Origin of the sequence: Colwellia sp. MB3u-55, assembly GCF_014076785.1 — a bacterium.
In the GTDB taxonomy this organism is placed as follows: Bacteria; Pseudomonadota; Gammaproteobacteria; order Enterobacterales; family Alteromonadaceae; genus Colwellia_A.
On record NZ_JACGUS010000106.1, the window covers coordinates 41,170 to 56,301 of the forward strand.

Sequence of the window (15,132 nt, forward strand, 5' to 3'; positions counted from 1 at the left end):
TTATTTAAGTTGTCCTATTAACCACTTCTTTACCCCTTTTTTGGTTTGCTCATCTAGAGGTTCTAAAATCCCTCTAATTTCTTTGGGGATATGCTCATACTTTTGGTGTTGATCTGAGAAGATGAAATAATCAAATAAAGCTTTCCAAGTATTCTTTTGTACTAAAGGTAAATCACGAATAGAAAGCATTGCCATTAATATCGTATCAGCAGGAACAGGTTTAGTTTTGCCATTAATAGAACCACCTTCCCAATAATTCACTAATACATTGACGCCTCCCTTAGCCCGAACATGATGCCACCAAAGGATCGGAATATAGATAGCGTCACCCGGTTCAAGCTCGGCAACAAGTGCATTATCAAGAGCTTGATGAAATTTAGGATACTTCTCAAAGTCAGGTTCATTAAAGTCAACTAAACTCAACTGAGCCCCTGCGGGGGTAAAATCCATAGGACCTACATAAAGATTTTCGATTTGCTCTGGAGGAAATAAGGTAAAGGTTCGTTGTCCACTTACAACACAAGCAATATTTTCTGAATCATCATAATGAGCAGATACCACAGCATCGTTACCAATCCAAATTCTCGGTGGGACACTTTTATCAAAAAATTGAAAAGGATTATTCTTTTCAAATTCAGGAAAATAATCAGCAACTGGCGCACTTTGTAAGGCAAGAGTGTCCGCTTTGTTATCTTTACTATTGGCTAATACATCACGGAAAAATGCATCTAGTGGACCAACTTCTCTTTTGAAATTAAAATCAGTCATTTCTTTGTTATAAAAGAATCGTCCTTTTTCTTCTGGTGGTATCCGTGCAAATTGGATGTCACCACCTATATATAAATCAGAAAAATATTGATATAAACCTTCAACACTATGTTTCGCCTGCTTTACAGCAGGCCAATCATTTACTAGCCCCTTTAAAATTGCAGGTTGATGTAAGGGGAGTATTTCTTCTTTAAATACCTCAGGCGTTACATTATGCCAACAAGCAATTCTTTTTAGGGCTCTTTTATACATATATACTCTCTTACTCTGGGGTAAAATTAGACTTTAACTGTAACAAGCGATCAAATTGACTAAGGGATGCTAAATGAGCATAAATTGCTGCAAAATATTTACGCTTGTAAAGTGTTAATACTAAATCATCTGAAAGTTCGTTTAGTGCTTCTTCATCAACTTTATAAAGCCCGTTAAGCTGTCGTTCTCCTTCTTCACCTAGGGTAAGTGTTACCTCTGCTGGTTGTAATAAGTCATTTTCAACTAAGAAGGTAATAAAAATATCCGTTGCTGCATCTTTCGCTAAAATGTCAGTAAGCATATTTGTAACTTGCTGAGTTGCTTCTGAAGGCTTGCCATCTTCATCAAAAATTTGAACACCTTCTTTTTCATTCAAAAGTGCACTGTTCTCATCGATACATAAGATCATTTCACTTTCATCCGCTACTTTTCCACCTGCAGCAAAAGGATAACGCCTAATATTTACAGGAATATAGTTGCTACGCACTTTATTATTAGCAAAAACTAAGTTTTCTTTGGCATTAAGACCTAACAAACCCACACTTTTGAATTTTCCTGTTTCTTGTTGTTTAACAAAAACAATAGGGAAATTTGTTGATGCAGGTATAAACTCAGAAGCGAGTAAAGGCGTCATATTTTGATTACTAACGTGTGCATAGTTACGGTCAACATTTACACGTAAGTTTTTATGTTTAACGGAATCTAGTGGAATCATATTTATTGTTGTCATTGTTAAGTCCTCTTAAATTTCTGTTGAGGTATAAGCAAAAAAATACCTTATATTTTGCTTATGCCATACTTTTTTATTTTATTAATAATATCTCGATGCGACGTTAAGCTTTTCTGGGCTTGCAAAGCATGTTGTTTAATTCTCTTTATAGCTTTGTTTGCTTGGTCAATATGAGGATAACGTTCACTTATTTGGCTAAGATCTGTCATAAAATCCATACCATAAAGTACGTACTGGTAATTCTCTAATTGAAACACTTCATATTTACTCGAAAAATCTGATTGGGTGGGTAAGTTAAATCGCCAATATTCCAGCTTTTCTAATAAGCTATCAGGTGCTGTTTTGGGGTTAACATTATCTAACCAAAACTCGTTATCGCGTCGTTTACTTAAAAAGTAATGTAATTTAATAAAATCGATGACTTTATCCCATGCTGTCCGACTAATATCATTAAATGATTTTTCAGCATAGACCATTCCATGGGTAGTTGTTGGGAGTTTCTCGGCGAGTAACTTGGCTGTAGCTTCTACAATAAGTAATGCCGTTGCTTCTAAAGGCTCAACAAAACCTGCAGAAAGACCTATCGCTACACAGTTTTTGTGCCAAAACTTTTCTCGGTACCCTACTTCCATAGGTATGCGTCTGGCTGATAAATCAGCAGACTCATCACCGATATAATTTCTTAAAATTTCTTCTGCTCTATCATGGGATGTGTGATTTGAAGAATAAACATAACCAACACCTCTTCTTTTCGAAAGCCCTATATCCCATGTCCAACCAGCTTCATGAGCTGTTGAAATGGTATAAGGTGGAATTTCTTTTTCTTCATCAGCATACGGAACTTGAATAGCAAGCGCATTATCAACAAGTAACTGATGAGCTTTACTGACAAAACTAACCTTTAATGCTTGCCCCATTAAACGACTAGAGAAACCTGAGCAATCAACAAAAAAGTCTGCATCTACTGTTTGACTATCTTTTGCTCTTAGTTTTTCGATACTTCCGTCAGGGAATAAAACAACCTCCTCAATAGTCAATATTCGATGATTAATGCCTAAGTTTTTACAACCATGTTTCGCTAGGAATTTTGAAAATTTCCCTGCATCTAAGTGATAAGCATACTCTAATGTACCAGCATACTCTTTGTCGGTAATGCGTTTTGGACTTAAATGTAAATCGCATATCGTTTCTTGAAAGCTGACATGACTTGCATAGCTATCATTTCCTTTATTTAATAACCAATAAGGCGTGAGATCGAAGCCAGGAGTTTGAGGGTAATTAAATAAATGATGATAACTGTGGTGATGTGCTGATTTCGGCGTATGTAGCCAATCTACAAACTTAATTGACTGCTTAAACGTAACATCACATTCTTGAATGAATTCAGTTTCATTAACTCCAATCATTCTTAAGGTCTGACGCATGGTAGGCACTGTACCTTCACCTACGCCAACAGGTGGTATATCAGCAGACTCAATAAGGGTAATAGTTGTTGTTACATCATTCGCATTATTTAATTGTTTCGCAAGTATACAAGCAGTTAACCAACCAGCTGTTCCTCCGCCTACGATCGCAATATTTTTTATTGGTGAATTCATGCAACTCTCTGAATCTGATTAAAATTAAATATGTAATATTTATAAGATATTCACTAGAAAAAAAAGCCGAGCCTAAGCTCGACTTACTTGTCATGTCAATGTTAACTCAATAATTAGAAGTTAAGACGTACACCAGCAACAAAGCGACGACCGTTCGAATATAGTGATACTAAACGTGCTTTATCAACATTGTATTCAAAGATTTCTTCATCACCAAGGTTAACAGCTTCAAGCGTAAATGTTACATTTTCACTGAAGTTCCAGTTTGCACTTGCATCCCACTGACCAAAGTCATCGTTATAAACTTCAATACCTGAGAAGTTAATTCCTTTGTACCATGCACTACGATAGTTATACATAATGCGAGCACCAAAAGTATCATTTTCATAGTATGCAGTTAGGTTCAATGAATTTTCAGATGTACCTTCAATTAAACCAGAACCAAGGTTAGCTTCATCACGCTCTTCATCTGCGTCTGAATTTGTATAAGTGTAGTTAATACTTGCACCGTAGCCACCGAAGTCATGCTGAAGACTTAATTCAACACCGTCTAATAATCCACCAAAACCATTACCCGGTTGAGTGAAATCAACATCAACAAACTGATTTTCTCTCTCAAAAAATCTAGGTTGAGTATCGATAGTGCTAGTACGTAATGTATTAAGATCTTTCACAAAGTATGCTGCAGAAAATAAAGATGCGTCTGCATAGTAATACTCATAAGAGATATCAAATTGGTTTGCGATGATAGGTCTTAATTGAGGATTACCACGAGTACCTGTATTTTGGGCCGTTGTTGATAACGCCCCCATAGATTCATTACCTGAAATATCCTGCCAGTTTTGACGAGACATTACACGTGCAGCACCAATACGTAAGATTTGATCTTCAGCAAGGTCCAAAGCGATATTAAAGCTAGGTAAGAACTCAGCATAATCATTATCTTGACTTACCCACTCAATACTAGAAGGGTTTAACCAGCTACCATTTTTAGTACGTAAACCTGAAGAATCATTTGAATATTCATAACCTGAAGATGTCTGCTCAGTAGAAACGTAACGAAGACCTACATTACCGCGGAAACCATCACCAGAAAAATCACCTTGAACATATAAGGCAGTTATATCTTCTTCAACCGACCAAACTTCACCTAAACCTTCATGGTTAGCATATCTAGCATCTGGACCAAAGGCCAATGCTTCCATAACTGAACGATTTTGTACAATTTGATTGGCAATGTTACCACCCGCTGCCGTGTCAACATTTACACTACCTAATGCATCTAAATCACAATCAGCCATTGTTGGACAACTAGCAAAGATAGATTGCATTGTACCATTCCAATCTGAATTAGGATCTGTTGCTTGAGTTGCATGCCAACTATATACTTCACGATCTTGTGAACGTTCAGCGTCTCTTGATTTAACGCCGAATTTAACTATAGAGAATGCACCTACGTTAACAGGCACCTCAAGATCTAGCTGAACCCATGATTCTTTATCTTCAGCAGGCTTAGCACCACCCCAAATCCAACCAGCAGCAAATTCAGAACCGTCAGAAGGATCAACACCAAAGTTAACTGTTGGCTTACCTGTTAGGTCATAATCATAACCTGCTTCTACTGCACTGTATTCCCAAGATGTTTCACGTATCGTTCCGCCTTCACCTTTTGTAGTACCAATTTCAAAGTTAAGAGTATAATCGTCTGTTTCATAATCGATATCTAAATGGTATTGCTCTGTTTCAGTGCTTGAAACACGGTTGATCATATTATAAGACGCTTGCCCTAAAGGATCTGATGTCGCTAAAATAGCGCCATCTTTTACTTTAGTAGCATTGGCAATAGCTGTCGCTCTATTTCTTGCTGGGAAATTAAGCAAGTTAGCATTTTGGTTATCGACATCCATTTTAGATTGAAGTGCATTAAATGTAACTAACAATTCATCACTTGGAGCGTATTGTAACGTAGCAAATACTGTTGAACGTTCACGGTCTTGAAGGAAACGTGGAGCACCTAAATTACCAGGAACAATAAAGTCATCATCGGGTGATTTTTGCCAGCCTAAAACTTCAAAGCCTTGGCGTTCAAGTGTACGGTCTTGTTTTACAGCAGAGACCATAAAACCGAAATTTTCGTCTTCATTTTTCCAAGAATACATCGCAGAAGCTAGCGGATCTGTTTTTTCTGATACATCAGAGTATTGTGCTTCTAACCCAATGCTAACACTGTTAGCATCCATTTCTAGTGGACGTCGTGTATTTAAAACAACAGTACCACCTATTGAACCTTCATCCATTGATGCTGTAGCTGATTTGTGAACCTCTAATCCTTTCACAATTACAGATGGCAACATGGTGTAGTTAAAACTACGGTTAGCTTCATCAAGAATAAACCAATCAGCAGAACCCACTGTTTGACCGTTTAATAATGTACGGTTATATTTTGGACCAGCACCACGGATTGAAATTTTCTCACCTTCACCGAACTCACGACTAACAGCAACACCTGTAATACGTGATAACGACTCAGCAACGTTTTTGTCTGGAAATTTACCGATATCTTCTGCAGTAATAACATCTACAACGCTATCAGCGAAGCGTTTGGCATTGATATTTTCTTTCAAAGAACCACGAATTCCGCGAACTTCAATTACTTCAGTTTCTTGCTCGGCAGCTTTAACTTCTTCAGCAGCCATTGCGAATGGTGTAGCACCGCCCGCTAGCACTAGAGCGATTGAACTCGCTAACATGCCTTTTTTAAATTTTTGAATTGACATCGACTTTCCCTTACACACGTTTTTTTAAATATAATAGTTATGTTTTTATAACCTTATCAAAGACAGCGCTGTCTTTTTAATTCATGACAGCGTTGTCATAGGTTGGTAAAACATTACACAATAAATGACCATCTGGCTACACTTGATTACCATTTAATCAGCACCTTTAATGCAACAAACTGTAAACAATAGAGTTTTATTTTAGTTTTTTTATAAATACACTGTATTTTTCTCGTACATATAAACAGTTTTTATACATTTTTAGTACTATTTTATTCATTTAAAGTAACGTTTAATGAATAAAAAATTACTTTAGCGAATACTAGAATTTAATGTCATTAAAGAAGTCGACACAAGTAATTTTATTGTTTCAAAAATAAAAAACGCTGAAAATTTATCAGCGTTTAAAGTAAACTAAAGTAAAATTAAAGCTTATTTAGCTTTATTATAATAGTTCATTAAGTTAAGCGTAGAGCAATCATGACTGAGCGCAACATTACCGCTTTGCAGCTCTTTATGAATACTTTCTGCTAAGCCTTTACCTAATTCAACGCCCCATTGGTCAAAAGAGCATATTTGCAGCACAATACCCTGCACAAAGATTTTATGTTCATAGAGTGCAATTAAGTTGCCTAACGTTTTAGGATCTATGCGTTTTAAAAGAATCGTGTTGGTTGGACGATTCCCTTTGTGCACTTTATGAGGGGCCACCTTATCGATGTAATCAGCTGTCCGTCCTTTTGCTTTCAAATCAGCACGAACTTGCTTTTCATTGACGCCAGTCATTAATGCTTGTGTCTGTGCAAAAAAATTCGACATTAACGTTTCGTGATGACCAGATACCGGCGTAACACTGGCAACCGAACCAATAAAATCAGCCGGTACCACATTATTACTTTGGTGCAGGTACTGATAAAAAGCATGCTGACCATTAATACCCAGTTCACCCCATATTGAAGGTACGGTGGCATAGTCAACTTCATCACCATTCCACGAAACAGATTTACCATTACTCTCCATTTCAGCTTGTTGTAAATAAGCAGAGAGCATATGTAAGGTTTGATCGTAAGGGAGGATCGCTTGAGATCTAGCTCCTAGAAAGGTGGTATTCCAAACGCTAAGTAAAGCCATTATTGCTGGCATATTTTTTTCTAGTGGTGCACTTTGAAAGTGTTCGTCCATTTCATTAGCGCCATCAAGCAATTCTATAAATTTATCAAAACCTAGATCTAACGCTATTGCTAAACCGATTGCTGACCATAATGAGAAGCGCCCTCCGACCCAATCCCACATCCCGAAAATATTTTCTTCTTTAATGCCAAACCCCATGGCATTTTCTTTATTCGCGGTTACTGCAACAAAGTGTTTACCGACCGCATTATCATCAAACGACGATGCGCTAAGCCACCTTATTGCTGTTTTAGCATTAGTCATAGTTTCGGTCGTGGTAAAGGTTTTACTGGAAACAATAAATAGCACTCTTTCTGGGTCAAGCGGACGAAGTATTTCTACTATTTGCGCGCCATCTACATTAGAAACATAATGAACATTAATGCTTTTATCACTGTAGTGTTTTAACGCCTCGGTGACCATCTGTGGACCAAGGTTGGAACCACCAACACCAATATTAACCACATCAGTAATACGCTTTCCTGAATAACCTAACCACTTACCTTCACGAACATGATTTACAAAAGCTTCCATTTTCTGTAACTGCATTTGAACGCTGGTGGTGACATTCTCACCATCAACAATCAGAGGCTCTTTGCTTTTACGGCGTAAAGCTGTGTGAAGAACAGCACGGTCTTCTGTTTTATTGATTTTTGCGCCAATAAACATTTTTTCGCGCCATTCAACAACTTTACATTCACTAGCCAACTTGAACAGTGTATCCATTGTTTCAGTATCAATGAGGTTCTTTGAATAATCTAACAGTAATCTAGGTAACTCTATAGAAAACTTGTCAAAGCGTTCACTGTCTTGAGCAAACAGATCATTCATGTGCTGAGATTGTTTCTGTTGAGCAAGCTGAGTCAGCTTTTTCCAACTATTGAGTGTTTGACGACTTGACATAAATATTCCTATAGTGCATTAATTTAACCCTTTAATGTTGTACCATATTTGATAATGACAGCGCTGTCAATTTGAATTTTTATCCTTTATTTCTATAGATTAGTATAAAGGTTTGAGTTATTTTAAAATAAGTAGTTGCCGCCGTGCCAAAGAAACAATACTCTGTTGCGCTGCATTAGGGTTACATAACAAGAATAATACACAAGGCCGTTTTAACCGATGAAAGCTACAATAAACGATGTTGCCAAACAAGCGGGCGTTTCGATAAAAACCGTTTCAAGAGTAATGAACAATGAATCATCTGTACGACAATTGACTCGAGATAAAGTCATGGAAGCCGTAAATGATCTACATTATCAGCCCAACTTAGCGGCGCGAAACTTAGCGGGTACTAAGGCATACAGCATTGCTTTTATCTATGATAACCCTAATGCATATTATGTCATTGATATGCAAAATGGTATTTTAGCGGCTTGTAAACAACAAGGTTTTGAATTACTTATTCATCCTTGCCAAGCAAAATCAGTACATGTACTTGATGAAATTGCTGACATGGTTAGAAAGACACGAGTCGCTGGTTTAGTGCTCACCCCACCTTTCTCTGAAATGCCTGAATTTGTCCAAAAAATTATCGACCTAAATGTTGATGTTGTTCGGATAATGTCTGGCGATGTAGCACCCGATGAATTAGCCCCATGCATTATGGTAAATGACCATGCAGCTTCGGTAAGTATTACTCAACATCTCATTGATTTAGGCCATAAACACATTGGTTTTATTGCCGGTGAAGCAGCACATATGTCAACGGTTGAACGTTTAAGAGGTTATAAACAAGCCTTATCTGACAATGGCATTGCACTTGATGAGCGGTTAATTATTAATGGCGAGTATTCTTTTGAATCTGGCGTACTTGGCGCAAAGCAATTAATGTCTGAAGATATTCGCCCAAGCGCTATTTTCTCATGTAACGATGAAATTGCGGCGGGTGCTTTGTTTGCTGCTCGGTTAATGGGGATATCAATACCAGATCAACTTTCTATTGCTGGTTTTGAAAACTCGCCTTTCTCTCGCCAAACATGGCCACGTTTAACGACAGCAAATCAACCGAACCAAAAAATTGCTGAAGATGCAGCGAGCTTATTAATTGCAAAGTCGCGTAAACAAACCGCTCAAAACAGTGTTCATCATTACACGCCACAACTGATTGTTCGTGACTCTACGGGTAAAAGCCACTAACGGCTTATGAATAAAAAATTCAAGCTTTATCTTTGATTTCAATTCTCTAAAGATAAAGCTTTTGTCTCATAAAATTATTTTTGCCTTAACGAATAAACAGCCACTTTCCCCTCAGAGCCCGCGGCTAAAAACATCATTTTACTACTCGCTAAGCTATAGAACCCTTTATCGTCTTTTTCTCCCTCAGGGTTTGCCAATACTTGCCATGTTTCTCCTGAATTATATGAAATATCACTACTGGTTTTTCCGGTTGCAATGCAAACATCGCCTTGGCAGCTCATTGCTGAACGTAATCCATGCTGCCCTGTAGTGACTGAACGCCACTGGTTATTAGTAAATGTTGCTATATTAGAATAACTTGCTGGGCGTTGCTCGTAGTCTCCACCCACGACAAATATTTGTTGCTGTGAATTTAATGCTAAACCATAGCCACCCGCTGTTTGTGTTTCAGAAAATAACGGCACCGCATGTCGTTGCCATGTTTCACCAAAGTCCTCGCTGCTATAAACCGATGCTGAAAATCCGCCAGTTGTTAGCCAAGCCTTGCCTTGCTTGCCAACAATTAGCGTATTACCACTTGCAGCAAAAGCAGCTTCTTTTTCAACTAATGGTGGTATTTTATCAATACTTATTCTCCGCCACGTTTTCCCGCCGTCACTGGTTTTTTTGATCATGTAAAAACCACCAACAGGATCCCCCATCAGCAAACCATTTTCACGATCCCAAAAAGCAATAGCGTCAAAAAAGCCGGTTTCATCTTTATTCTGATAAAGCAACTGCCAGCTATCCCCACCATTAGATGTTTTATACAGCACTGATTGTTCACCACTGCCAACCCCCATCACAATCGCAGTGTGCTTATCGAATAAGGCAATATCACGAAAACCTGTTTTTAATGGGCTATTTACAGATTTATCAAGCCACGTTTTACCCGCATCTTGGCTGACAAAAACAGCATTATTACTGCCACTTACCCACAAAGAATCATCAATAATCGCGCTTCCTCGTAAAGAAGGTGAATGAGGTAAAACACTATGTTGCCATGACGGCAAATCAACCATAGTGGTACTACTGACAATAGCGGAATAAAAGAAAGAGACTACACTGATCGTTTTAATTGCTTTAATTAACGTATAACTTATTTTAGGTGCAGGTAATATTGAGAGAATATACGGCATTATAATTATCATTTTAAGTGAACATAACAATACTATTAAGTATTTCCAAATATTTAACAAGCGATAAACATCAAACACTCACAATAGTACATAGCAATATAATTCTTAGCTATAAAGTTGTAAATACAGTCAATTTCAGCGATAGTAGTTCAATAAAAACACTAGTTATAATATTAACTTAACCAATAAAATGATAAATGCTTATGCTAGAAATTGATGACAAAGTACTTGCTGATATACGCCGTGGATTTTCGATTCCTGCTCAGCCAAGTTTATTACGTAAATTACAAAAAATAATGGCGGAAGATGAGCCTGACTTAAATGTATTAGCTGACATTATTTCACAAGATGTCGCCGTGGCTTCAATTATCTTAAAAACGATAAACTCGCCACATTATGGGTTATCACGTTCCATATCAGATATTCATAAATCAGTGCACTATATCGGTTTAAATGGCATAAACTCATTAGTAACTAACACGCTAATAAAAAGTAGTTTTGACCAAAAAGATTGCAGTATCGCTTTAGAAGATTTTTGGGATAGCGCAACACATATTGCCCATACTTGTGTTCATATTGGCAAAAAGCTCAAAGAAGGCACCTCAAAAGATAAGCTCTTTTCTCTTGGTTTATTTCATGATTGTGGTATCCCCATCATGGCGATGAAATATAGCAATTATACAGAGACTTATGAGCTTGCTTATAACAGAGCCAGTAAAACTTTACCCCTTATTGAAGACGAGTTTTATGGGGTAAACCACGCAACTATTGGCTATTACGTAGCATCATCTTGGCGATTACCCAAAGATATTTGCACATTAATTTTAGTTCATCACGACCGTGATTTTCTCAAGATGAAAAATTCACGTCCACAAGAAATTTACTATGCGATATTAAAGCTGGCAGAAAACCTTGTACACAACCATAGACACAGTCAAAATTCTGCAGACTGGCCTTATGTACAAGAGATGATTTTCACCTTACTCGATATTGATGAAGACAACTATCAAGATTATCTTGAAGACACTGAATCATGCCATTTAGAAGAAGACTAATATTTACCACACCAAGTAAACCCTTGATTTAATAATAAAAAATTGCATTAAGGGTGTTAAGTTTTGGCAGTATATTTGACACATAGATTTCACGGTACCTTCCCATAAAATGCTATGAGTTATTCCTTAATTAGGAGTCCTTTCATCAATCAATCGTAATGTGTTTACCCTATCCCTATTAAGCTTTACTGATATGACATTTGTCATATCAACTCCTGACAAATCTCTCTTACACTTAAACTTTATATTCGGCAAACTCAGCTCATTGTCCAATTAGCCATAAAGTCACTCATGAAACATATTATCAAATCAATCGTTCTGTCTTTCGTACTGATACAAACAGCTTGTTCAGTATTTGAATCTCAAACTGAATCACGCGAAGTAGAAAAATTTACAGCATTAAAAATATCTGGACTTGCTGAAGTTATTATCACCCAAGCTAACGAACAAAAACTGGTCGTTCAAGTATCCGGTATGCCAATAGCTGATGTCGTTACCACCGTAGAAAATGAAACGTTAATTATCACGACTAAAGGTTTTCATCAAGGTGAGTCAGTGCAGGTTTTTGTTCATTACAATCAACTTAATAGCATAAGTACCTCAGGCTCGGCTGAATTAACCAGCACTAATACTCTGAACACCCAACATATGAACATTACGACAAATGGAGCAGGAGACATTAAAGACTTAACGGTCAAGGCTGACAGTTTAAAAGTGAGTATTAACGATTCAGGTAATGCCCACTTGGACGTTGACGTGAACGATATAGAAATTGAGATGAATGATGTGGGCGATTTAAGTATTCAAGGCGTTACCAAGCGACAAAATATTCGTTCAAATGCTTCACGAGGTACATTATCTAACAGTAACTTAGCTTATTCAGAATAATACCGCCCCTTGCTTTTAAGTAACCCAATTAACCATCAAAAATGAGTATTACCATGAAAAAATTCTTTGTCTATTTCACCCTATTAATAATTTTAATCACCGCCAGTTTTATGATTTCATATCAGAATGGCTTGTATGTGTGGGAAAATCCGCAGCAAAACATGTGGATCACTAAAGGACAGCTATTTGATAGCACCAGTGAACAAGCGATTAAAAATACTGGCATTTTAGTTGAAAACGGTAAAATATCTTGTATGGGTAAAACCTGTAAAATCCCCGCAGATGTTATTCAGATTGATGCCACAGGCAAAAGTATTGTTCCTGGGTTAATTGATCTACATGGTCATTTTTTTAGTGGCAAATCAAGGGATAATGAACAAAGTTTACCGGCAATGATCTGGGATCAATTTCGTTTTTTACCCCGTGTTAGACGTGAGCTTATTGCCGCAGGCATTACCAGCTATCGTTCTCTTGGCGATGTTATGCCAGCTATTTTCACACTGAAAGAAGAGCTTAATAAACAAAACATTGCAGGACCAAGGCTGTTCGTTTCGGGACCCATATTTACTATCAAAGGCGGGCATCCAACCCAAAAAAAAGGCATTCCAAACTGGGTGCTTGAAAGCATGACCGTACAGTCTGATGATCCTGTTTATGTAAAACAACAAATTGCTACTTTAGCAAAAGAGGGAATAGATGGCGTAAAGGTTGTCTATCAGAGCCATACTAATAGTGAAGGCGTCGTTACCATGCCACGTATTTCCAATGAAACGTTACAAGCGATAACCAGTGCAGCGCGTGAACACGGCCTTTGGATTGCGGTACATACAGGCACACCTGAAGAAACTGATAAAGCTATTGCAGCGGGTATAACGACTATTGAACATGGCATACGTCATGGAAATATTATTAAAGCAAAGACGATGCAAAAAATTATAGATAATAATATTGTCTACGTGCCAATATTGGGCAGAGAGCCACAAGGTCATTTAAATATTGCGGCATTAAATCAGTCAGGAGTGATGTTTGGAGTCGGTACTGATTCACCTGTCGAAATGAACGACGGTAACAGCTATCGGAATGAGTTATCTCGCATGGTTAATGCCGGTATTTCTGATGTTGAAGCACTCATTGCTGCAACACGAAATGGTGCAATTGCTTTAGGAAAATCAAAAGAATTAGGCACTATTGAAGTGGGTAAGTTCGCAGACATATTATTAATTGATGGGCAGCCTTGGCAAGATATTACCGAACTAAAAAATGTTGAAATGGTTATTTTATCTGGCCGCATAGCAATGAATAAATTAACCGTTCTTTGAGGTCAGAGGTAAATAGGTAACTTCTGCAAAATTAGCTGTACGTTAGCTACATTTTTGAAGATGATATACTACATAATAATTACTGCATAAGATGTAATACGGGGTCAAATGAGCTTATTACTTAAAATACATTATTTCTTACTACCACAAGATGAAGATATTGGTTATGCGGTTTATAGCAACTTACTTTTCTTGAGTTTATTTTTTGGTAACTTGTATTTTAGACCGGTACACGGTTTTGATATGGTAATAATCATTGCCGGACTGATGACCTTCTTAGTCCTTTATTTTCGAGCATTTGCAGCTCATAAAAATGATTTAATTTATTATATCGCTGCTATGTGTTTTATTGGCGTTGCTTTGTCAGAAATTAATATAGGGGCAAATATTTTTTTCATTTATGCCGCTGCATTTAGTGGAGAAATTTATAATAAGAGGAAAGCGTTTATAACGCTTTTATTAGTGTTAGCCTTCATTATTTTTTATTCCGTTATAACGGATAAATCAAGTTACTTTTGGTTGCCCGCAATATTTATGTCTATTACATTAGGGTTATTAAATATCAATCGTACTGAGGTTTTAAAAAAGAATAAAGCGTTAAAACAATCACAGCAAGAAACCAAACACTTAGCGAAAATAGCAGAACGTGAACGCATTAGTCGAGACTTGCATGATTTACTGGGTCATAGTTTGTCAGTCATAACGTTAAAGTCTGAACTGGCTGGTAAAATGATTGATAAAGGACTTCCGTCTGAAAAAATAAAAATAGAAATTAAAGCGATGGAAGAGTTATCACGTAAAACGTTAGCGCAAGTTAGAGACGCGGTTAAAGGTTATAACATCGCAACGATTAAAGGAGAACTACTGCAAGTAAGAGTTGCCACTGAAGCCGCTAAAATAGAATTGATCGAAAATATTGAGTTGGAGTCATTACCGACAGGTATTGAATCAGAATTAGCATTAATTATTCGTGAAGCCATCACCAATGTCATTCGTCATGCTGAAACAGAAAAAGTCTGGATAGTTTTAAAACAAGTTGCCACACATTTAACATTGACCATAAGTGACCAAGGACAAATAACCGCGATAAAAGAGCAATCGGGTATGCAAAATATGCGCACACGAATTAATAAAATGGGTGGTGAAATGAATGTCGCCAGCGTCCCGAATACACAACTTAAATTTACACTACCCATAACAGCTAAAAGCCAGAATAACAAAGTCATATCAACCCTGCACACTGTAGCTAATGGATAAA

General features: G+C 37.2%; 11 protein-coding genes. 5 read left to right on the forward strand and 6 right to left on the reverse strand.

What is annotated here, in order from left to right; translation table 11 throughout:
• The 5 genes from H4J66_RS07525 to pgi all read right to left on the reverse strand — a co-directional run bounded on the left by H4J66_RS07525 (window position 1) and on the right by pgi (window position 8,198).
• On the reverse strand, window positions 1–1,020 hold the full coding sequence (locus H4J66_RS07525) for a cupin-like domain-containing protein (protein WP_182172615.1): 1,020 nt from the start codon (window positions 1,018–1,020) through the stop codon (window positions 1–3).
• Window positions 1,021–1,030: 10 nt separating this feature from the next.
• Window positions 1,031–1,750 (reverse strand): SapC family protein, encoded by a 720-nt coding sequence (locus tag H4J66_RS07530; RefSeq protein ID WP_182172618.1) that lies wholly within the window; start codon window positions 1,748–1,750, stop codon window positions 1,031–1,033.
• Window positions 1,751–1,797: 47 nt separating this feature from the next.
• A complete protein-coding gene (locus tag H4J66_RS07535; protein WP_182172622.1) occupies window positions 1,798–3,348 on the reverse strand; it encodes a tryptophan halogenase family protein in 1,551 nt (516 codons plus the stop codon).
• A 113-nt stretch (window positions 3,349–3,461) separates the two neighbouring features.
• Complete coding sequence (locus H4J66_RS07540) at window positions 3,462–6,125, reverse strand: TonB-dependent receptor (RefSeq protein ID WP_182172625.1); 2,664 nt, start codon at window positions 6,123–6,125, stop codon at window positions 3,462–3,464.
• A gap of 432 nt (window positions 6,126–6,557) precedes the next feature.
• A complete protein-coding gene (gene pgi / locus H4J66_RS07545) occupies window positions 6,558–8,198 on the reverse strand; it encodes a glucose-6-phosphate isomerase (protein WP_182172628.1) in 1,641 nt (546 codons plus the stop codon).
• Window positions 8,199–8,417: 219 nt separating this feature from the next.
• On the opposite strand from pgi, the gene H4J66_RS07550 reads away from it, so the two are divergent.
• Window positions 8,418–9,434: a LacI family DNA-binding transcriptional regulator gene (locus tag H4J66_RS07550; RefSeq protein WP_182172631.1), complete on the forward strand. Its 1,017-nt coding sequence runs from the start codon at window positions 8,418–8,420 to the stop codon at window positions 9,432–9,434.
• Window positions 9,435–9,508: 74 nt separating this feature from the next.
• Here H4J66_RS07550 and H4J66_RS07555 read toward each other — a convergent pair whose 3' ends face one another.
• On the reverse strand, window positions 9,509–10,612 hold the full coding sequence (locus tag H4J66_RS07555) for an oxidoreductase (protein WP_182172634.1): 1,104 nt from the start codon (window positions 10,610–10,612) through the stop codon (window positions 9,509–9,511).
• Between the two features lie 203 nt (window positions 10,613–10,815).
• Here H4J66_RS07555 and H4J66_RS07560 point away from each other — a divergent pair, with 203 nt between their 5' ends.
• From H4J66_RS07560 to H4J66_RS07575, 4 genes are all read left to right on the forward strand, one after another.
• Complete coding sequence (locus H4J66_RS07560; RefSeq protein WP_182172637.1) at window positions 10,816–11,667, forward strand: HDOD domain-containing protein; 852 nt, start codon at window positions 10,816–10,818, stop codon at window positions 11,665–11,667.
• Between the two features lie 291 nt (window positions 11,668–11,958).
• Complete coding sequence (locus H4J66_RS07565; protein WP_182172640.1) at window positions 11,959–12,555, forward strand: GIN domain-containing protein; 597 nt, start codon at window positions 11,959–11,961, stop codon at window positions 12,553–12,555.
• A gap of 53 nt (window positions 12,556–12,608) precedes the next feature.
• Window positions 12,609–13,874 carry an amidohydrolase family protein gene (locus tag H4J66_RS07570; RefSeq protein WP_182172643.1) on the forward strand — a complete coding sequence of 422 codons (1,266 nt, stop codon included), beginning with the start codon at window positions 12,609–12,611 and terminating at the stop codon, window positions 13,872–13,874.
• A 108-nt stretch (window positions 13,875–13,982) separates the two neighbouring features.
• Window positions 13,983–15,131, forward strand: a complete 1,149-nt coding sequence (locus tag H4J66_RS07575) for a sensor histidine kinase (protein ID WP_182172646.1) — start codon at window positions 13,983–13,985, stop codon at window positions 15,129–15,131.
• Window position 15,132: the final 1 nt, after the last annotated feature.